The sequence below is a fragment of the Pantoea sp. CCBC3-3-1 genome (assembly GCF_007981265.1).
Classification (GTDB): domain Bacteria; phylum Pseudomonadota; class Gammaproteobacteria; order Enterobacterales; family Enterobacteriaceae; genus Erwinia.
In genome coordinates, this window is record NZ_CP034363.1 from 134,192 (window position 1) to 154,852 (window position 20,661).

Here is a 20,661-nt window from a genome sequence, read left to right on the forward strand (position 1 = left end):
CAATACGTCATAGCTTAACAAGCGGCCCTCATACGATATACTCAGGGCTGTTTTTGCTGCCCGTCCGTGGCAGCATTCAGTTTTGCGGAGAACAGGCTTGCGCGTTAGTCGTTCGTTAACGATAAAGCAGATGGCGACGGTATCAGGCGTTGCGGTGGTCACCATCTGTATTTTTATCGTGATTCAGCTTTTCCATTTTGTGCAGCAGCGCAGGATAGACTATGCCCAGCAGATGGAAAATATCGCGCATACCGTGCGCCAGCCGCTGTCGCAGTCGGTGCTGAAAGCCGATATTCGCCAGGCCGGGCGCATTCTCGACTCGCTGAAGCCAGCGGGTATTCTTGCCCGGGCGGAAGTCGTTCTGCCTAACGGATTACAGGCATTACACAGCGATTTTGAGCCGGAAAGGCCGGTGCCAAAACTGATCGCCCGGATTTTTGAACTGCCGGTACAAATCTCCGTGCCGCTTTACTCTGTTGAACCTGCGAATCCTAAACCGCTGGCCTGGCTTGTGTTACAGGCTGATTCGTGGCGGGTGTACCAGTTTATCCTGAGTGCGCTTTCCACCATGGTGACCACCTATTTGCTGCTGGCGCTGATCCTCTCGGTCGCCATTAGCTGGTGTATTAATAAACTGATCGTGCGTCCGCTGCGCCGCATTGCTAAAGAGCTGCACGATCTGCCGCCGCAGGAAGCGATCGGTCATCAGCTGGCGCTACCCGACCGGCATCGCGATGACGAACTGGGCATGCTCATTCGCAGCTATAACTACCAGCAGCAGATTGTGGAAACGGTGCATGATGAAATGAGCCGGTTAACCACGCGTGTTGCGCTGACCAATTTGCCTAACAAAGCTCTGTTCCTGGCGCTGTTAGAACAGCACCTGCAAACGGTGGGGCACGACGATTCTTTCACGGTGATGGTGCTGCGCATTGAAACCTTGCAGGAAGCCAACGGCGTGGTGACTGATGAGCAGCGCGACGCGCTGTTGTTGACGCTGCTGGATAAAATTCGTAATTGCATTGATACCCATACGCTGGTCGGCCAACTGTCCGGCAGCGACCTGGTACTGTTAGTGAAGCGGGCTAACAATCCGTTTCGCGCGATGCGGCTGGCGCGCTTGCTGATGCTGCGACTGAACCAGCCGGTAGCGCTGCAACAGATGCAGCTGCGACCGAATATCAGCATCGGGCTGGCGCAGCGTAATGATGAACATCTGTCTGCGCAGGATTTTCTGAGCCGCGCTGCGTCGGCAATGATGTCGGCACGGCATCAGGGAAAAAATCAGATCCTGTTCTTCGACCCGGCCATGATGGAGCGGGCGCATAAACGCCTGACGCAGGAACACGATATTTTACAGGGGCTGGCTGACGAGCAGTTCTCACTGTTCCTTCAGCCGCAGGTCGATATGCAAACCGGTGAGCTGGCGGGCGCAGAAGCGTTGCTGCGCATGCGCATGCCCGACGGCAGCTGGAGTCTGCCTGAAGAGCTCATTGTCAATGCAGAAGAGATTGGCGTAATGGGTTCACTGGGACGCTGGGTGCTGGAAGAATCCTGCCGCGTGCTGGCAGCCTGGCAGAAGCGGGGAATTAAACTGCCGCTGAGCGTTAATATCTCGGCAACCCAATTACGTGAGCCGGACATGGTGGCGCATGTCCAGGCGTTGATTCAGCGCCATCAAATTTGTCCGGGTAGCCTGATGTTGGAAATTACGGAAACGGCGCAGATAGGCGAGCCGGAGCTGGCGCTGCGTTTGTTAAAAGAGTTGCAGCAGGTTGGCGTTTCGATCGCCCTTGACGATTTTGGCATGGGCTACGCGAACCTGAACTGGCTCAGCCAGTTTAAATCGTTGCCGGTTAGCAAGCTGAAGATGGATCGCAGCTTTGTGTGCGAATTGCCTGACGACGATACGATGGTACGCATCGTGGCGGCGATTGCCGGCATTATCAAACTGGAAGTGATTGCTGAAGGCGTGGAAACCAGCGAACAGCGCGACTGGCTGCTGGCGCGCGGCATCCGCATCGGTCAGGGCTATCTTTATTCTGAAGCGCTGTCGGTTGACGCCTTCAACGATCGGTACTTTACGGAAAGCGCTCAGGCATAAAACTCGCCTGCTTTATCCTCCTCTCCTTCAGTTCGTTGCCGTCAGTGCAGCGGCTGAAGTGATTCAGCTCATAAAATCGCATGCTGCCTGTTGGTAATAGATATGAGGTTATATCAATCCCGTTAATGGGGTGTTATTTTTTGCCCTCATGTTGACTATAACAACAGCAATGTCACCCGCCATCCAGGCCGTAACGGATATTTTATGAAAACTTCCCTGTTTAAAAGCCTCTATTTTCAGGTATTAACCGCTATCGCTGTCGGCGTCCTGCTGGGTCACTTTTATCCCGAGCTGGGTGCTCAGATGAAACCGCTGGGCGACGCTTTCGTTAAGCTAATTAAAATGATTATCGCGCCGGTTATCTTTTGCACCGTCGTGACCGGCATTGCGGGCATGGAAAGCATGAAGGCCGTTGGCCGGACGGGCGCAGTGGCGCTGCTCTATTTTGAAGTTGTCAGTACGATCGCCCTGATTATTGGGCTGGTGGTGGTCAACGTTCTTCAGCCTGGCGCAGGGATGAACGTCGATCCTGCCACCCTGGATGCGAAAGCCGTGGCGGTATATGCACAGCAGGCTGAGCAGCAGGGTATTGTCGCTTTTCTGCTGGATATTATTCCTGGCAGCGTGATCGGCGCCTTCGCCAGCGGCAATATTCTTCAGGTGCTGCTGTTTGCCATTCTGTTTGGCTTTGCGCTGCACCGCATGGGCGACAAGGGCACGCTGGTCTTTAACTTTATCGACAGCTTCTCCAGAGTCATCTTCGGTATTATCAATATGATCATGCGCCTGGCGCCGATCGGTGCCTTTGGTGCCATGGCCTTTACCATTGGTAAATATGGCGTCGGCTCGCTGGTCCAGCTGGGTCAGTTGATTATTTGCTTCTACATCACCTGCCTGCTGTTCGTGGTGGTGGTGCTCGGGCTGATCGCCCGCGTCACCGGCTTTAATATCTTTAAATTTATTGCCTATATCAAAGAAGAACTGCTAATCGTGCTGGGAACGTCCTCCTCTGAATCCGCGCTGCCACGCATGCTGGATAAGATGGAGAAGCTGGGCTGCAAAAAATCCGTTGTGGGTCTGGTTATCCCAACCGGTTATTCGTTCAACCTGGACGGCACCTCAATTTATCTGACGATGGCGGCGGTGTTTATCGCTCAGGCCACCAATGCGCATATGGATATCCTGCATCAGATTACGCTGTTGGTTGTGCTGTTGCTGTCGTCAAAAGGCGCAGCGGGCGTCACCGGGAGCGGGTTTATCGTGCTGGCCGCGACGCTCTCCGCCGTCGGTCATTTACCGGTGGCGGGCCTGGCGTTGATTCTCGGCATCGACCGTTTTATGTCCGAGGCGCGTGCGCTCACCAACCTGGTTGGCAACGGCGTCGCGACCATCGTGGTAGCAAAATGGGTCGATCAGCTGGATGAGAAACAGCTAAAACAGACGCTGAACGCGGGTAAAAAGCCAAAAAAGCTGTCTGAAAATCAGCTTTAAGCCGTTAAATCAGTAAATATCCCTTCAAATGCCCGCCGTGACTTGCCCTCACGGCGGGCATTTGCATAATAACCCCCAACGTTTTTCGTCATTTTTCACTTTCCGGTGGGACATCCCCGCCGTCGTGTGGTCTAAGAAGCTGTCCGTCCTAAAATAGCGGCTTCCCTGCGTGTGCAGCAGGCCGTAGATCACCAGTGATTTTTTTTGGTTTGTGATTGAGTAGGGGTTCACATGCAGGGCACCAGAATGGGTTATTTAGTTGGTGGAATTTTGCTGGCGATTGTCAGCAGTACTGTGCAGGCTGAAACACTCCAACCCGATCCCGCCTGGCAGCAGGGAAAGCTGGATAATGGCTTTCGCTGGCAGGTGTTGACAACGCCACAGCGTCCCAGCGACCGCGTTGAAGTCCGCCTGCTGGTTGATGCCGGTTCGCTGGAGGAAAATACCCAGCAGACGGGATACAGCCATTTATTACCGCGTTTAGCTTTGGTGCATAACGCGAAGCTTGATACCGCCCAGCAGCGCGCGCTGTGGCAGCAAAGCATCAATCCGGATCGCCCGCAGCCGCCGGCCGTCACGTCTTACGATTACACGCTCTATACGCTTAGCCTGCCCAATAACCGCCCTGAAGTGCTGAAAGAAGCCATGAACTGGCTGGCGGCCACCGTTGGCGACATGGCAATCAACGAACAGACGGTAAATACGGCGCTGAACGCGGACGATCCTATCGCGACCTGGCCAGGTAACCCGCACGATCTGTGGTGGCGCTATCGCCTGAAAGGTTCAACGCTGTTGGGGCATGATCCTCTTGCGCCAGTCAGCGTGCCGGTCGATCTTGAAAAGCTTAATGCGTTTTATAAACAGTGGTATACGCCTGATGCCATGACGCTGTTTGTGGTCGGCAACGTTGAAGGGCGGGGCCTGGTCGAGCAAATCAATAAAACTTTCTCGCCGCTACAGGGGAAACGAGACGTGCCGTCACCGGTACCTACGCTTTCTCCTCTACCACAACAGCCGATTAACCTGGCGAGCGACAATCTCAGCCAGGATCGCCTGTCGCTGGTGTGGGATAACCCATGGCAACCCATTCGTGACTCGCAAAACCTGCTGCGCTACTGGCAGAGTGACCTGGCCCGTGAGGCGCTGTTCTGGCATGTTCAGCGTGTGTTGAGCGATAACAAAGCGCAGAAAGTGCAGGTCGGTTTTGACTGCCGGGTACTTTATCAGCGTGCGCAGTGTACGATTAATCTGGATGCGGACAACTCGTCGTTAGCCAGCAACCTTAGCCTGGTGGCGCATGAGATGGCCAATATCCGTGATAACGGTCTGCCGCAGGAAGAGTTTGATGCGCTGATGGCGCAAAAAACCGCTGAATTAAACAAGCTGTTTGCAACTTATGCGCGCACCAATACCGATGTGCTGATGAACCAGCGTTTGCGTTCGCAACAAAATGCCGTAGTGGATATTGCGCCTGAACAGTATCAGAAACTGCGTCAGGGTTTTCTGTCGGCGCTGACGCTGCAAATGATGAATCAGGAACTGAAGCAGCAGCTGTCGCAGGATCTCACCATGGTACTGATGCAGCCGCAGGGCGAAGCAGAAACCAATGTGCAGACCCTGCATGACAGCTGGCAAAAGATCATGGCTCCTGCCGCAGAAACTGTCCCGACGGTGGATGAAATCAAGCCGGAAGTCTCTGATATTCCCGCATCACAGAACTGACCGCGCGCCCCGGTATTCAGCAGGATACCGGGGCCGTTTATTTCGTGCCTTCACCACACACGGGCGCGCAGCCACTCATTGACCAACATTGGCCAGCTTGCCAGGGGCAGATCGGCAACGTTGCGAATGCCAAAGCCGTGCCCGCCTTTCTCATAGAAGTGCAGTTCACTGGGAACACCATGTTCTCTGAGCGCGCTAAACATCACCATACTGTTGTTAATCGGTACAGATTCATCATTAACTGCATGGATCAATAACGTTTGTGGCGTTTGATCCGTGACGCGGGTTTCCATTGAATACCCATCAATTTCTCGTTGGGTGGGATGCTCGCCTAATAAACGCAGCCGCGAGCCTGCATGAGCCAGCCCTTCACGCATGCTGATTACCGGATAGAGCAGCACCAGCGCATCAGGCCGGGCAGCCAGTGAATCGGCAATGTCCTGCACCGGATAGAGTTTCTCCGCGAAGCGGGTGCCGACGCTGGCCGCGACATGTCCACCAGCCGAAAAACCCATCATGACAATACGTTTGCCATTCAACCCACGTGCCGCCCGATGACGTAATACGCGTACTGCCCGTTGCGCATCCGCCAGCGGCGCATCGGCCGCTTCATGGTGTCCATCCTGCGGGAAACGGTAGGTCATGACCGCCAGCGTGTAGCCCATGGCGGTAAAAAACATCGCCAGCGCGCTCCCTTCTTTATCGATCATAATGCGTTCAAAGCCGCCGCCTGGTGCCACCAGCAGCGTCACGCCGTTAGACGTCTCGGGATACCAGAAAGCCAGCTCGGGACAGCGAACGCCGGAAGCAGCACGGTCAAAAGGCTCATATTCTTTCGCCAGGTCGATAATTTGCGGACGCGCCCGCGAATCACTGGCGCCAGGCGCCTCGCCTTGTGGCCAGATATTAACAATTTCAGTTTTCATAGGCATTCCTGCTTATCATTATTTTAAAGTATAGGCGAGCCCGAAAAATAACCGGTACTATTATTCTTCCCGCTGTAATAACCGCAGCATTGCCGATTTATAAAGATGGCGTCCAGTATTTAACGTCAATCCAGCGCAGTTTCAGACTTTGTCCAGGGTCCAATTTTAACATCATTAGTCAGCGTAGCTTTCATTATCAGAAACGCGTTTAAAAATAAGAGTGATTGAAATTTTATTAATTTAATCAACAGGTTGCTTTTCTGTGTGCGATGAAGGCTGCGTGAGGGGCTAAGGTTAATGGCCCGCCGGTTTTAATTTAATAAGTCAAATATTCTGACTTTTCTCAAATTTGTCATAACAACCCGGGTTCAGCTGTCCATGCTATTAGCCGTGCCTGTATTGGCTCGCTCTGTAACGATAATAAGGAAGGAAGATGGAGAATTTTCTGCACATATCAGAGTTTAATGCAACTCAAGAGGAATAATGCATTAATTGCAGCGAGCTGGCTCGCAAAGCATTATTTACTTTGTTTCATAATACGTTTTTCCACTGTACAGTCCGGCTTCTGTTCTCCCAGGGATAAGGGAGAAATCCAGAGCATAAGCCCAATCAGGCTGGATTATTATTCTGAGGCAGGGATGATGAAGAAAGAAAAAACGTTACCAACACCCCACGACGCTACCTTCAGGCTGTTTCTGAGTAATCTGGAGACGGCCAGAGATTTTATGGAACTGCATTTGCCGCAGGAACTACGGACGCTGTGCGATCTGAACACGCTTCACCTGGAGTCGGGTAGCTTTGTTGAGGATGATTTACGGCCTTATTACAGCGACGTGCTCTACAGTCTGCAAACGCTGAGCGGCGAAAGCTACATTCACGTGCTTATTGAACATCAGAGCAGTCCCGACAGGCATATGGCATTCAGGCTGATGCGTTATGCGATTGCGGCCATGCAGCGCCATCTTGATGCAGGACATAAACAGCTGCCGCTGGTCATTCCAATGCTTTTCTACACCGGTAAGCGCAGTCCATACCCCTATCCCATGAACTGGCTACAGGCGTTTGACAATCCTCAGATGGCGAAACGGCTCTATTGTAGTGGTTTTTCTCTGGTTGATATTACCGTGATCCCTGATGATGAGATCATGCAGCACCGTCGTATGGCTGCGCTGACGTTGTTGCAAAAACATATTCATCAACGCGATCTGGCGAAGCTTATGGACCGGCTGGTCACGCTTCTGATGGCTGGTCAACTTACCCGCCAGCAGGTAATATCGCTGGTAAACTATATCGCGCAGGCAGGCGAAACGGCGGATGCGGGTACCTTTGTTCGCGAACTGGCACATCGGGTGCCACCACATGGAGATGAACTGATGACCATTGCACAACAGCTGGAACAGAAGGGCATTGAAAAGGGCATTGAAAAGGGCATGGAAAAAGGCCGTAAGGAAGAAGCGCTCAAAATAGCCTTTACGATGTTAAAAAAAGGTCTCGATCGTAATATGGTTAAAGAAGTTACCGGCTTATCTGAAAAAGAATTAGCACAATTTCAGCACTGATTTAGCTGCGGGCGTGGAAAACCATGACAGCGCCACACCTTTGCAGCGCTGTGGATCGCTTCATGGCAGCTACTGCGGCATTGCCGTCAGCGGAATGATAGCGCCGCGATGCTGAATAACCGTACTGGCCGTCAGATGACCGCGCTGCGCCGCCTCTGAAGCGCTGCCGCCGCTGAGGCGTACTGCCAGATAGCCCGCGCTAAACGAATCCCCGGCGGCGGTTGTATCGACCACGCTGGCGGCGGGTAATGTTATGGCAGGCACCTCGACGACCGCTTCCCCGACTAAAGATATCAGACAAGATTCAGCGCCCCGTTTAATCACCACCTCACTAACGCCAGCGGCATGCGTGCGGCCGATAACCTGACTCAACTTCGCTTCGCCCCAGAGCAAGGTTTCATCATCCAGCGTCAAAAAAGCGATATCCGTATGCGCCAGCATCCGTTGGTAAGCGTCCTGACTCTCTTTTACCGAAGCCCACAGCCGTGGACGGTAATTATTGTCGAAAATGATTTTCCCGCCACGCTGTCGACAGTCAGCCAGCAACGCCAGCAGTTTTTCTCTGCTTTGCGGACTAAGAATGGCAAGGCTGATACCGCTCAGGTAGAGATAATCAAAGCTGGCCAGCTGCTGACAGATTTCTTTAGCACCTTCGCTTTCCAGCCAGAAACGCGCAGCGGCATCGTTTCGCCAGTAGTAAAACGTCCGCTCACCGCGTGCATCGGTTTCGATGACGTATAAACCTGGCAGCTTATCCTCCATGCGTTGAATGAGCGCGGTTTGCACCTTTTCCTGCTGCCAGGCGGCAAGCATTTCACTGCTGAAACTGTCTGTCCCTAACGCGGTGACATAATGGACGCTAAGCTGGTCAGCGACCTGTCGGGCAATATAAACGGCGGTATTCAACGTATCACCACCAAAGCCGCGGCTCAGGCCGGTTTCTCTCTGGGAAAGTTCGATCATACATTCGCCAATAACGGCGATATTTTTCGTTGTCATGGTCATCAACCCGTTACATTTTTGCTCTAGTCTCGCTGTGCAGAGGGTTTGAGTCAATATTTTAAAACGCTGTTTTATTTTTATAAAGCGCAGCTTTTTTAGCTGCAAAAAACGTTTTCAGCTGAAATAAAGCTTAATGATGCCACCGCTATTGTGATGAATTTTCGCCATAAAGTTATGCAACAGAATGCCGATACTGAGTGCACGGGAGCCCCGATTGGAACATCTAACAAAGGAACACACCATGGTGCTGAAGAATGTCAGTCACCGGCTTCCTCCCTCAATTGTTGTTCATGAACAGCAAGAAGAACGCCTGTACTGGCAGCAATGTCAGCGCATTTATACGTTCCAGCCTATCTACCGGGTAACCGGCAGCCTGATGGCAATTGAGTTGCTCACCGCGGTTCATCACCCGTCCGCACCGAGTCAGAGGTTATCGCCGGAAGCCTATTTTGCTGCGCTGGAGCCGGTAGAACGGCTAAAAATCATTTACGAACAGCTTGAACTGTTAGAGACGTGGCAGCCAAAATTGACCGCGGCGAACGTGGTGGCCTCCGTCAATATTGATGGTCCAACGCTACAGGCAGTGGAGCACGATCCGACTATTCGCCAGTTAATCGCCCGTTGCCCGTGGGTTCGCTTTGAACTTGTGGAGCATCAAAGCCTGCCGCAGGAAGCGCTAATTGCGAGGGTTCCGGAACTGGGCCCGCTGTGGCTGGATGACTTTGGCTCAGGCATGGCCAATTTTTCAGCGCTGTCGGAATTAAAGTACGACTACATTAAGCTGGCGCGCGAACTGTTTATTCTGCTGAGAAAATCAGAAGAAGGCCGCAACCTGTTTAACATGCTGCTGGCGCTGATCAATCGTTATTGTAAAGGCGTTATTGTCGAAGGCGTTGAAACCCTCGAAGAGTGGAATCAGGTGCAGAACTCTTACGCTTGTGCCGCTCAGGGATACTATTTCGCCCGGCCCATGCCTTTTGATCAGTTAGAGTCGCTGCCGCTCACTCTGGCGTGATGCCGTTTCCTGTTCTCTCGACTATCTTTAACAGAAAGCCGAAGCGAGCAAGGAGATGAGGAATGTCGCGTACGGGAAAAGTAATTAGCTGGATTGTCGGGATTTTTTTGTTGTTGGTTGTGATAGTGGTCATTGTGATCGCCACGTTTGACTGGAACCGCCTTAAGCCAACCATCAACCAGAAAGTCTCAACTGAGCTGAATCGTCCATTCGCCATTCGTGGCGATTTAGGCGTCGCCTGGGAGCGCAATCGTGATGAACCCGGCTGGCGCAGCTGGGTGCCATGGCCGCACGTCCATGCTCAAGATATTATGCTGGGCAATCCGCCTGCAATTGATGATATCACGATGGTTCATTTGCAGCGCGTGGATGCCACACTGGCGCCGCTGGCACTGCTGCATAAAGAAGTCTTTATTCCCTGGATCAAACTACAGCAGCCAGATGCCAGGCTTATTCAAACCGCGGATGCTAAAAACAACTGGACCTTTGATCTGGCGGCCAGCGACGCGGCTCAGCCTGAACAGGCGCCATCAGCCTGGTCTTTCCGTCTGGATAACATCCTGTTCGACCGTGGGCTAATAGCGTACCGCGATGCAATTAACAAAGCGGATGTTAAGGTTACCGTCGATCCGCTGGGCAAGCCTGTCCCTTATGCGCAGGTGGCGGGCAGTAAAGATGACGCGAGCCAGAAGGGCGCTTCGGACTTTGTTTTTGGCTGGAAGGCGAGCGGGACCTATAACGATGAGAAGCTGACCGGCGACGGTAAAATTGGCGGCATGCTCTCATTACGCAGCAAAACCAATCCTTTTCCAATACAAGCAGATGTGCGCAACGGCACAACACGCGTGCAGGTTGCGGGCAGTCTTCAGGATCCGATGAATCTGGGCGGGCTGGATATTCGCCTGCGCTTTTCCGGTGATACGCTCGCTAACCTGTACGGTTTGACCGGTATTCTGCTGCCGGATACGCCACCTTACGAAACCGATGGGCATCTGATTGCTCGCTTCCAGCAGAAAGGCGGCCCGGAATTCCGCTATAACAACTTTAACGGGCACATCGGCGATAGCGATATCCATGGCTCAATGACCTATACCCAAAGCAAACCACGTCCTAAATTAACCGGCTCGCTGGAATCGCGTCAGCTGCGCATGGCGGATTTAGGCCCGCTGATTGGGGTGAAGTCAGGTAAAGGCAGTGAAAAAACCGAGCAGGCCAAAGCCAAACGCGGCGATGCGGCCAGCCAGCCTTCCGATCGCGTACTGCCTCATGACAAGTTTGATACTAAAAACTGGGACGTGATGGATGCCGACGTTAAATTCAGCGGCAAACGCATTGAGCACAGTAATTCTCTGCCGCTTAGCGATCTCTACACGCATCTGATCCTGAAAAATGGCGACTTGCTACTCGATCCGCTGCGCTTTGGCGTGGCAGGCGGTAATCTTAACTCAACGATTCATATGGAAGGCGACCGGACGCCGATGCGCGCTCGCGCCGATCTCCATGCCAGAAATCTAAAACTGAAACAGCTGTTTAGCGGCGTAAGTGCAATGCAAAACAGCATGGGACAAATCAACGGCGATGCCACGCTAAAGGGAACCGGTAACTCGGTGGCGGATATTCTGGCAACCAGCGATGGTCAGGTAAAAATGCTGATGAACGATGGCGTGATCAGCCGCAGCCTGATGGAAATCGTCGGGTTGAACGTGGGTAATTACGTAGTTGGGAAATTGTTTGGTGATGATGAAGTGCGTATCAACTGTGCGGCTGCGGATCTGAATGTGGCTAACGGCGTCGCCTCCAGCAAGCTGTTTGTTTTTGATACTGAAAACGCGGTAATCAACATCAGCGGCACGACGAATTTTGCCAACGAACGGATGGACCTCTCGATCAATCCCGAAAGCAAGGGCGTGCGCATTATTACGCTGCGCTCGCCGCTGTACGTGCGCGGCACCTTCAAAAATCCAGACGCGGGTGTCAAAGCCGGGCCGTTACTTGCACGTGGTGCAGCAGCGGTGGCGCTGGGGGCCGTCGTTGCGCCTGCTGCTGCGCTACTGGCGCTGATTTCGCCAAGCGATAACGAGCAGAATCAGTGCGTAAACGTGCTTCAGGATATGAAGAAAAAGTGATCGTAAGGCGTCGCTATCGGACGTTTTATGCGGCGTTTGAGGCAAAAGCAAAATAGAAAACCGGCTTTTCAGCCGGTTTTTTTACTGCTAAAGCCGGCTTAATCGAAAAGCGACTCGTGGCGTGTTTCTTTGCTGGCCAGCAGCGCGAACAGCGTCAGACAGGCCATGGCTGCCAGATAAATACCGACGTAGAACAGGCCATACGTATGGGCCAGCCAGGTAGCGATATAAGGCGCGACGGAAGCGCCCAGAATCGACGACAGGTTGTAAGAGAACGATGCGCCGGTATAACGCACTTCCGTTGGGAATAGCTCCGGCAACAGCGCACCCATCGGGCCAAACGTCAAACCCATCACGCTCAAACCGCAGACCAGAAACGCCATCACCAGCAGCGGATTGCCGGAACCCAGCATAAACGGAAACACCAGAGCAAAAGCGATAATCATCAGCGTGATCGCAATCATCGTTTTGCGACGACCAAAGCGGTCGGCCAGCAGGCCGGCGATCGGCACCATTACGCCAAAACCAATGACCGCCATCATCAGCATCCACAGCATGGTATTACGTGGGAAGCCAAGGCCATTTGGTGCAGGCGTTGTGCCATAAGTCATGGAGTAAACGGTCATAATATAAAACAGCGTGTAGGTTGCCAGCATAATAAAGGTGCCGAGAATGGTCGCTTTCATATGCTTCGACAGCAGCGTGCCAATCGGCACTTTTACCTGTTTCTTCTCCTTTTTCGCTTTGGCGAACACCGGCGATTCATTCAGCGAAACGCGAACATACAGGCCGATCAGTACCAGGACCGCAGAGAGAATAAAGGGAACGCGCCAGCCCCACTGCATAAACTGCTCGTCAGTGAGTAACCAGGAGAGCAGCAGGAAAGTCCCGTTGGCAAAGAAGAAGCCGATTGGCGCGCCGAGCTGCGGGAAAGAACCGTACAGCGCACGCTTTTTCGCAGGGGCGTTCTCAGTAGCCAGCAGCGCCGCGCCGCCCCACTCACCCCCAAGCCCCAGCCCCTGACCAAAACGCGCCAGTGCCAGCAGCAGCGGTGCGAATACGCCAATGGTTTCATAGCCCGGTAGCAAGCCGATTAGGACCGTGGAAATGCCCATGGTAAGCAATGACGCCACCAGCGTCGCTTTACGGCCTACCCGGTCGCCAAAGTGGCCAAACAGCGCCGAGCCGATAGGGCGCGCGATAAAGGCAATAGCAAAGGTTGCCAGTGACTGTAGCGTGGCAACGGTAGCATCGCCCTGGGGAAAGAAAATATGCGGGAAAACAATGACCGCAGCGGTAGCATAAATATAGAAATCGAAAAATTCGATAGCGGTACCGACCAGCGAAGCGACCAACACTTTTCCGCGTGAATTAACGGGCGTGGTGTCCTTTTCGGCGTCGAGAGATGGAGCAATGGAGGCAGGCATAATTGTTTCTTATTTGTAATACGTGAAAAGGAATCTTACGCACAGGATCTTTCTCATTCAATGGTGAAAAGCCCGGGCTATCGCGCATAAAAGAGGATCGTTCGTGAGAGGGGGTAATCACTGGCTGATACCCGCACGAATGATCTGATTCGTAGTGAGAATCACTAAAAAAGGGCCAATAAAAAGTGAACTGACAAGAGGAATAATGCTTTTTTGCGTCATATTTGTGCGCGCTACCGGATTTTAAGCTGATTACGCCATGCGTAGAGCAATATCCGTTATGCCTGCGCCCTGTTACAAAGCATGTCAGTAGAAAATCTTGCGTCCGCCTAAATCAATCCTCAATCAACGCGAGTTTAGTCTCTTCATTCGGGATTTCTCTGATCGAAAACAGGTCGCGTTCTCCGGCAGTAAATAGACTCTCAGGCAACTTTCCCCAGAGATTCCCAAAAGGTTCTGCCGAGATGCCATGCAAAAATTTCTCCCCTCTTTTTCCTCTTTTCACGTTACTCCTGGCGTTCAGCACGTCGCTACCAGCGGCAAATATCCCCGTGGTTAACGTCGTCAGGCTGACGCGGGAGAATGTCGCACAGCCCGCTGTTTATCTGGGGAGAATTGAAGCCTCAGAAGCGATAGAGGTGATGGCAAGGACGGAAGGCTATGTCTCTCAGCGTTTTTTTCGGGATGGGGAAAATGTTCGTGCCGGGCAGCGGCTGTTTGAAATTGAAGCGGCGCAGCAGCGTGCGGAATTGGCGCGCTGCCAGGCTCTGCTTAACAGCGCGAGCGCACAGTTAAAAAATGCCCGGCAACACCTCAATCGCCTGCGACAGCTTGGGGTCGGCACTGCCGTTAGCCAGGCCGATTTGGACAACGCGGTGGCAAATCGCGATATGGCGCAGGCGACGCTAAAAGAAGCGGAGGCTCGTTTACAGGCTGAACGGCTTAACCTCGATTTTACGCAAATCGTCGCGCCCATCAGCGGGCGAATTGGGCACAGCACCGTGCATAAAGGCACGTTAATTAATCCGGCATACGGCAAGCTGGTCACGTTGAAAAAGCTCGATCCTATCCGCGTAGTGATTGCCGTCAACGAACGTGATTACCTGACGGCGCAAAAGTCGCTGGAGAACAATCTGCATAAGGCTAACGACGCGCTGACGCCAACGTTACTGCTGGCTAACGGCGAAATCTATCCTTATAGCGGTCATTTTGTTTCGCTTGATAATTTTATCGACAGCAATACCGGAACGGTGGCGATGAAGCTGGAGTTTGCGAATCCTCAACAACGGCTGCTGCCCGGCGGGGTAGTCAGCGTGCAGCTTATGCCCCAGCAAAAGAATCGGCTGATGCTACCGGCAAGCGCGCTACAGCAGGATGCTGACGGCTACTTTATCCTGAAAGTTAACAAAGATCGGCGGGTGGAAAGCAGTCGCATTACGCTTGGCGGCCAGATTGGGCAACACTATGTGGCGACTTCCGGTGCTGAGGCAGGCGACCAGGTAATCGTTGCTGGCATGCAGCGTGTCAGGCCAGGTATGCAAGTCGTTATCGGCGAAGCGCCATAAGGAGCCGGATGTATGCTGAATTTCTTCGTCAGACGACCTAAATTCGCCATCGTTGTCGCACTGATGACGGCGCTTATTGGTGCGGCAGCGCTAAAAATTATCCCCGTTGAGCAATTTCCAGACATCACTCCACCAGTGGTCAGCGTGACGGCACTCTATCCCGGTGCCAGCGCACGCGACGTCGCCGAAGCTGTGGGTGCGCCGATCGAAGCGCAAATCAACGGCGTCAGCAATATGCTGTATATGGAATCGACCAGCAGCAATAACGGTAGCTACCAGCTGAGTATTACCTTTGCCAATGGCACCCAACCGGATATGGCGGCGGTGGAAGTACAGAATCGATTGTCCCAGATTAGCGCCCAGCTGCCCGCGGATGTTAACAATAATGGTCTGTCGGTACGTAAACGCGCCAGCAATACGTTGATGGGGATCAGCGTATTATCACCCGGGAAAACGCACGATCTTCTCTATCTGAGTCACTACACTTCTGTCCGCCTGCGCGATGCTTTGGCGCGAATACACGGGGTCGGTGATGTACAGGTATTCGGTGCACGTGATTACAGCATGCGTATCTGGCTCGATCCGCAGCGAATGGAAGCGTTGCACATCACTACCGATGAAGTGATTCAGGCGCTTCGTCAGCAGAATGTGCAGGCGGCGGCCGGCCAGATTGGCGCAACGCCTTCGCCCGCATTGCAGCAAAATACCCTGACGATTAATGGTCATGGCCGCCTGATGACGCCAGAGGCGTTCGCAAAAGTTGTGCTGCGTAGCAATCCGCACGGCGGCATGGTGCGCATTAACGATATAGCCAATACCGAGCTTGGCGCTCAAAATTATCAGGTCAATGCTGCGCTGAATAACAGCGAAGGGGCATTTCTGATGATCTATCCCTCCCCGGACGCCAATGCCCTTAGCGTAGCGAAAGCGGTACGAGCCGAAATGGCCAGCCAGGCGCGGGCGTTTCCTGACGATATGGTTTATCAGATCAAATTTGATGCAACAGATCCGATTACCGCCACGCTGAAGGAGATTGTCATATCTCTGGTGCTAACCCTGCTGGTCGTGCTGGCGGTGGTCTGGCTGTTTTTGCAGAGCCTGCGTGCCACCTTTATCGTCGCGTTGACCATCCCCGTATCGTTGCTGGGCACCTTTGCCCTGCTGCTGATGGCGGGATATTCGGCGAACACGCTTAGCCTGTTTGCCATCATCCTGGCGCTGACTATTGTGGTTGATGATGCGATTGTCGTGGTTGAAAACGTAGAGCGGTTGCTGGCGGAAGAAGCGGACTTAACGCCTGCCGGGGCGACCCGTAAAGCGTTAAAACAGATCGCAGGTCCGGTCATTGCCACTACGCTGGTGCTGCTGGCTGTGTTTGTGCCCATCGCGGTGGTGCCGGGTATTGTCGGCGAGCTGTATCGGCAGTTTGCCGTCACGCTGTCGGCCGCAATGGTGCTTTCCAGCATCAACGCGTTAACGCTGACGCCCGCGCTTTGTGCCTGTCTGCTGAAAAGACTCACCACGCCTGTAAACGGATTTTTTGCGCTGTTTAATCGTGGCGTTGACCGTACGCGCGATGCTTACGTGAGTCTGTGCCGCAAGATAAACCGTTACGCAATCACCACCGTTGTCGTGATGCTGGCGGCGGGTGGCGTCACGTGGCTGGCTTATCAGCAGTTGCCTGGCGGCTTTTTGCCGGAAGAAGATGAAGGCTATCTCTTTGTAAACGTCCAGCTGCCCGAAGGCGCTTCGCTACAGCGAACTCAGGCAGTCATGGAGCAAATGTATCAGCAGGTCAGCCAGGATCCGGCGGTCAGGGATGTGATTAAAATTACGGGCTTCAGCCTGCTTGGTGGCGGTAACTCAGCGGCCAGCGGTTTTGCTATCGTACTGCTGAAAGACTGGCACGAGCGTGAGAGCGTGGCGAAAATTTTGCCAAAAATTCAGCATAAGCTGGCGTCGATTCCTTCGGCCACGATGATGGTTTTTGTTCCTCCGGCCATCAGCGGGCTGGGCAATGCAGCAGGCTTTGATCTGAGGATTCAGGCGCTGGCAGGCCAGTCACCGCAGGAACTTTCACACACTGTTCAGCGCATCATCATGGCCGCTAACCAGCAACCGCATCTCAGCCGGGTGTTCACGACGTTCAGCGCCGCCGTGCCTGAAATAAGCCTGACGATTGATCGCGATCGGGCAGCGCTGCTCCAGGTCCCGGTCAGCCGCATTTTTGCCGTACTGCAAGCCTCGCTTGGCGGGAGCAACGTTGGGGACTTCACGCATCAGTCACGCCAGTTTCGGGTGCAAGTGCAGAATGACATGCAGTTTCGTCAGCGCAGCGATCAACTCTCACATCTGACGGTGCGCAGCGAGACAGGCGCGCAAATTCGGCTGAATCAATTGGTGACCATGACACCGTCGTTGGGCGCGCCCTACATCATGCAGTACAACCAGTTTCCCGCGGTAGCGGTGAGTGGTTCTGGTGCGGCGGGCGTCAGTTCAGGTCAGGCGATGTCTGCTATGGAAACGCTGCTGGCGCAGCATTTGCCTGAAGGATATGGCTATAGCTGGACCGGCATGTCGCTTCAGGAGCAGCAAACGGGCAATCAGGCCCTGTGGATTTTCCTGGCGGCTATCGTTTTCGCCTGGCTTTTTTTGGTGGCGCAGTATGAGAGCTGGAGCATCCCGCTGGCGGTGCTGCTTTCAGTGATCTTCGCGGCGGCGGGTGCGGTTACTGGCCTGCATCTGATGGGCTTTACTAACGATGTCTATGTGCAGATTGGCCTGGTGCTGTTGATGGGGCTGGTGGCGAAAAACGCCATTTTGATGGTGGAATTTGCCCGCGATCGCCGGGATCAGGGCATGGACATTGCCGAAGCGGCTGAACAGGCGGCTAAGCAGCGTTTCCGCGCGGTAATGATGACGGCGATTTCCTTTATCCTTGGGGTATTACCGCTGGTAATGGCCACCGGCGCTGGCGCGGCCAGCCGACAAATTATTGGTGTGACTGTTTTCAGCGGCATGTTGTCCGCGACGCTAGTCGGCGTGCTGTTTATCCCGGCGCTTTATCTGCATATTCAACGTCTGCGTGAAAGGATCAAGCGTCCTCGCCAGGCTCGAAGATGATAACGACCCGGGAAAAAGCGCAGACGTTGGTGGTAACGCTCGGCATGCTGGTGATCATTTTCGCCGGTATTCGGGCGAGCGCGGATATCGTGGTGCCGTTTATCCTCGCCCTGTTTTTAGCCGTGATCCTGCATCCGCTGGTAAAATTTTTGCAGCGCAGAGGCATACCGCAGGTACTGGCCGTTTTGCTGCTCACCAGCGTTATCGTGCTGACCGGCGTGCTGCTGCTGACATCGCTGGTCGGTATGCTGAATGATTTTGCCCGTACGCTGCCTCAGTATCGGCTGATACTGACCGAAAGGCTGCGGGATTTTCAGCATCTGGCGCGACAAACAGGGATACCTTTCTCCTCAGAACAGGGAATGGCGTTGGCCGATCCGAATGCGGTGATCAACCTGGTGAGCCGCTTGCTGACGCAGCTTTCCGGCACGGTATCTAATCTGTTCCTGCTGTTGATGACCGTGGTATTCATGCTGCTTGAAGTGCCTTTACTGGCGAAAAAGCTGCCGCAGATCCTGAGTTCACCTTTAGCCAGCAACGCTGCGATTCAGCGGGCGCTCGACAGCGTAAGCCGCTACCTGATCCTGAAAACAGCAATCAGCCTGCTGACCGGCGGCATCGTCTGGCTGATGCTGTGGCTGCTGGACGTGCGTTTTGCGCTGCTGTGGGGCGTACTGGCTTTCGCGCTTAACTATATTCCCAATATCGGATCGGTCATCGCCGCCGTTCCGCCCATCTTGCAGGTGCTGATTTTTAACGGCAGCGGGGAGGGGGCCGTCGTTATCTGCGGTTATTTGCTGATCAACCTGCTGATTGGCAACATGCTGGAGCCGCGGCTAATGGGGCGTGGGCTGGGGCTTTCGACGCTGGTGGTATTCCTGTCACTGATTTTCTGGGGATGGCTGCTGGGCATCGTAGGCATGCTGCTTTCCGTACCGCTCACCATCGTTGTGAAAATCGCGCTGGAGCAGACGCAGGGCGGTCGGCCCCTTGCGCTACTCCTTGGCGACAGCAGTACGCTGGTTAATTCAGCGTCTGATTAACGCGCTGCACCATCCACGGCCAGAACGGATTTGACGTCTGGCGCATCAGCATGTCCAGACTGACCATCAGTACCGAGCGTTCGCCACGCGGCGTCAGAGAGCCAAAGCTGACGCCAAATTCATTCGGCGGCGCAGGCGTGCGGCCATACAGCGAATCGCTGAGCGGAAAAGGCAGTGCGACATGAGAGAGCGAATAGACATCGGCAGGAAAACTGAGTCCAAGCGGTAGCTGGGTTATCTCCGTGCTGCCCGCTGCGGTAATCTGAGCGACGGCGGCGCTGTTATGGGGTGAAACGTTAGTGACTATAGTCGTCGTGTAAGTGCGGGGAGCGGGCGGCAGCAGATGCTCTACCGCATGAAGGGCGGTGCTGCGCATCAGTGGGGACAGTTTTACCGATCGGTTGATATCAAACAGCACCAGTTCACTGCCGTTGGCAGGCAACAGGTTGTACAGCCCGCGCACGACGGCGGGCGTGCTGACCGTTGCGTCTGCGACTGACTGAAAGGTCAGTATTGGCGGCAGTTTACTCAACGTATTGTTGGTACTGTCGCGATGCAGCTGGCTTTGCAGCGCGCTGGTCAGTAGCCAGGATTGTCGGGCCGCCTTAACCGGAAATGAATTGTATTTAAAGGGATTGAACTCCGGCAGGATGCTGAGCCACGCCGAACGCGCAAACGCGGGCAGCAGGGAAGGCAGGCCAGCCAGTCCGGCATAACGAGCATAGCTGCTAACGCCAATCATCGGTGAGATCAGGATGAGCCTGTTCGGTGCAGGTAATGACGCATCGTCGAGCGCATCCAGCGCATATTTCATCGCCAGCGCACCGCCGTTGGAAAAGCCCATAATTTGCAGCGGCGCACCCGCAGGAATACTGCGGTGAGCCTCGCGCATCGCCAGCCTGGTCGCTGCCATCCAGTCTTCCCATTCAACCTGCGTTAGCGCGGCGGGTACAGTCCCGTGTCCCGGCAGGCGAATCGCGACCACCACATACCCTTTTTGCTGATAGTTAGCTGCGAAGTGACGCAGGCTGTAAGGCGAATCCGTCAGTCCGTGTAACAACACGACCGCACCGCGAGGCTTACCCGCTGGCAGTAGCTTGTAAGAACGGTTCCAGTTGGTGGCAAAATGGGCGGGATAAACAGGGCTTTTTTCAGCGTAGCGATTAAACGTCTCGGGATTATCGTCCGGAAGTTTATCGGTAACGTTGAGCTTCATGTCAGCAAAGATTTTCTGCTCATTAGCCAGATAATCACTCCAGCTATCCTGATCCATCTGGCTGTCGCTCAGTTCGTCCGGTAGCCAAGTGTGCCACAGTTGCAAATCCGGCCCACGTTCGGTCATGGCGATACGCAGCGCCAGCAGGACTATCAGCATTGTCACCAGCAGCACGGTTAACCGTCGCAACCAGAGGCGTGTGCGTTGTAGCATTATGTCATCCTTACCGGCGAATAATTCGCAGGAAGTATAGTGTGAATCAGCAAGCTGGCGTTGATCGACGTCATTCTGACAGGACAATGCCTCGCCGCGTTGTTTCTGATAAGCTGGCCAGAAAACAGG

Annotated in this window: 13 protein-coding genes; 9 read left to right on the top strand and 4 right to left on the bottom strand. The window is 53.9% G+C overall.

Annotated features, from left to right (window positions below; all coding sequences use genetic code 11):
- The first annotated feature begins 97 nt into the window (after positions 1–97).
- The 3 genes from hmsP to EHV07_RS00505 all read left to right on the top strand — a co-directional run bounded on the left by hmsP (position 98) and on the right by EHV07_RS00505 (position 5,317).
- Positions 98–2,104, top strand: coding sequence for a biofilm formation regulator HmsP (gene hmsP, locus EHV07_RS00490; protein ID WP_147193814.1), 2,007 nt, complete (start codon positions 98–100; stop codon positions 2,102–2,104).
- Positions 2,105–2,308: 204 nt separating this feature from the next.
- The gene (locus EHV07_RS00495; protein WP_147193816.1) at positions 2,309–3,595 is read left to right on the top strand and encodes a dicarboxylate/amino acid:cation symporter; all 1,287 of its coding nucleotides are present in this window, start codon (positions 2,309–2,311) and stop codon (positions 3,593–3,595) included.
- A gap of 231 nt (positions 3,596–3,826) precedes the next feature.
- Entirely contained in the window at positions 3,827–5,317 is a 1,491-nt protein-coding gene (locus EHV07_RS00505; protein ID WP_147193821.1) for a pitrilysin family protein, read from the top strand.
- Between the two features lie 50 nt (positions 5,318–5,367).
- On the opposite strand, the gene EHV07_RS00510 is transcribed toward EHV07_RS00505, so the two are convergent.
- On the bottom strand, positions 5,368–6,243 hold the full coding sequence (locus tag EHV07_RS00510; RefSeq protein ID WP_147193823.1) for an alpha/beta hydrolase: 876 nt from the start codon (positions 6,241–6,243) through the stop codon (positions 5,368–5,370).
- Positions 6,244–6,881: 638 nt separating this feature from the next.
- Here EHV07_RS00510 and EHV07_RS00515 point away from each other — a divergent pair.
- Positions 6,882–7,802 (top strand): Rpn family recombination-promoting nuclease/putative transposase, encoded by a 921-nt coding sequence (locus EHV07_RS00515; RefSeq protein WP_254446287.1) that lies wholly within the window; start codon positions 6,882–6,884, stop codon positions 7,800–7,802.
- 69 nt (positions 7,803–7,871) lie between these two features.
- Here EHV07_RS00515 and EHV07_RS00520 read toward each other — a convergent pair whose 3' ends face one another.
- Positions 7,872–8,801, bottom strand: coding sequence for a sugar kinase (locus EHV07_RS00520; RefSeq protein WP_147193825.1), 930 nt, complete (start codon positions 8,799–8,801; stop codon positions 7,872–7,874).
- A gap of 244 nt (positions 8,802–9,045) precedes the next feature.
- Between EHV07_RS00520 and pdeH the strand changes: the two genes are divergently transcribed.
- A complete protein-coding gene (pdeH, locus tag EHV07_RS00525; protein WP_147193829.1) occupies positions 9,046–9,819 on the top strand; it encodes a cyclic-guanylate-specific phosphodiesterase in 774 nt (257 codons plus the stop codon).
- 62 nt (positions 9,820–9,881) lie between these two features.
- Positions 9,882–11,945 (top strand): AsmA family protein, encoded by a 2,064-nt coding sequence (locus EHV07_RS00530; RefSeq protein WP_147193832.1) that lies wholly within the window; start codon positions 9,882–9,884, stop codon positions 11,943–11,945.
- Between the two features lie 98 nt (positions 11,946–12,043).
- On the opposite strand, the gene EHV07_RS00535 is transcribed toward EHV07_RS00530, so the two are convergent.
- Positions 12,044–13,372 (bottom strand): MFS transporter, encoded by a 1,329-nt coding sequence (locus tag EHV07_RS00535; protein WP_147193834.1) that lies wholly within the window; start codon positions 13,370–13,372, stop codon positions 12,044–12,046.
- 464 nt (positions 13,373–13,836) lie between these two features.
- On the opposite strand from EHV07_RS00535, the gene EHV07_RS00540 reads away from it, so the two are divergent.
- Genes EHV07_RS00540 through EHV07_RS00550 form a run of 3 tightly spaced genes read left to right on the top strand, consistent with a single transcriptional unit; the run spans position 13,837 to position 19,103 of the window.
- Positions 13,837–14,937, top strand: coding sequence for an efflux RND transporter periplasmic adaptor subunit (locus EHV07_RS00540; RefSeq protein ID WP_147193837.1), 1,101 nt, complete (start codon positions 13,837–13,839; stop codon positions 14,935–14,937).
- Positions 14,938–14,949: 12 nt separating this feature from the next.
- Positions 14,950–18,060 carry an efflux RND transporter permease subunit gene (locus EHV07_RS00545; RefSeq protein ID WP_147193840.1) on the top strand — a complete coding sequence of 1,037 codons (3,111 nt, stop codon included), beginning with the start codon at positions 14,950–14,952 and terminating at the stop codon, positions 18,058–18,060.
- Complete coding sequence (locus EHV07_RS00550; protein ID WP_147193843.1) at positions 18,057–19,103, top strand: AI-2E family transporter; 1,047 nt, start codon at positions 18,057–18,059, stop codon at positions 19,101–19,103. The genes EHV07_RS00545 and EHV07_RS00550 overlap by 4 nt, the downstream gene beginning before the upstream one ends.
- On the opposite strand, the gene EHV07_RS00555 is transcribed toward EHV07_RS00550, so the two are convergent.
- On the bottom strand, positions 19,084–20,532 hold the full coding sequence (locus tag EHV07_RS00555; RefSeq protein ID WP_147193846.1) for a carboxylesterase: 1,449 nt from the start codon (positions 20,530–20,532) through the stop codon (positions 19,084–19,086). The two genes, EHV07_RS00550 and EHV07_RS00555, sit on opposite strands and share 20 nt — an antisense overlap.
- Positions 20,533–20,661: the final 129 nt, after the last annotated feature.

Excerpts from the sequence above, each read along its gene's own strand:
- EHV07_RS00495 (WP_147193816.1), top strand. The coding sequence starts at position 2,309 with ATGAAAACTTCCCTGTTTAAAAGCCTCTATTTTCAGGTATTAACCGCT.
- EHV07_RS00505 (WP_147193821.1), top strand. The coding sequence starts at position 3,827 with ATGCAGGGCACCAGAATGGGTTATTTAGTTGGTGGAATTTTGCTGGCG.
- EHV07_RS00510 (WP_147193823.1), bottom strand. The coding sequence starts at position 6,243 with ATGAAAACTGAAATTGTTAATATCTGGCCACAAGGCGAGGCGCCTGGC.
- EHV07_RS00515 (WP_254446287.1), top strand. The coding sequence starts at position 6,882 with ATGATGAAGAAAGAAAAAACGTTACCAACACCCCACGACGCTACCTTC.
- EHV07_RS00520 (WP_147193825.1), bottom strand. The coding sequence starts at position 8,801 with ATGACAACGAAAAATATCGCCGTTATTGGCGAATGTATGATCGAACTT.
- pdeH (WP_147193829.1), top strand. The coding sequence starts at position 9,046 with ATGGTGCTGAAGAATGTCAGTCACCGGCTTCCTCCCTCAATTGTTGTT.
- EHV07_RS00530 (WP_147193832.1), top strand. The coding sequence starts at position 9,882 with ATGTCGCGTACGGGAAAAGTAATTAGCTGGATTGTCGGGATTTTTTTG.
- EHV07_RS00535 (WP_147193834.1), bottom strand. The coding sequence starts at position 13,372 with ATGCCTGCCTCCATTGCTCCATCTCTCGACGCCGAAAAGGACACCACG.
- EHV07_RS00540 (WP_147193837.1), top strand. The coding sequence starts at position 13,837 with ATGCCATGCAAAAATTTCTCCCCTCTTTTTCCTCTTTTCACGTTACTC.
- EHV07_RS00545 (WP_147193840.1), top strand. The coding sequence starts at position 14,950 with ATGCTGAATTTCTTCGTCAGACGACCTAAATTCGCCATCGTTGTCGCA.
- EHV07_RS00550 (WP_147193843.1), top strand. The coding sequence starts at position 18,057 with ATGATAACGACCCGGGAAAAAGCGCAGACGTTGGTGGTAACGCTCGGC.
- EHV07_RS00555 (WP_147193846.1), bottom strand. The coding sequence starts at position 20,532 with ATGCTACAACGCACACGCCTCTGGTTGCGACGGTTAACCGTGCTGCTG.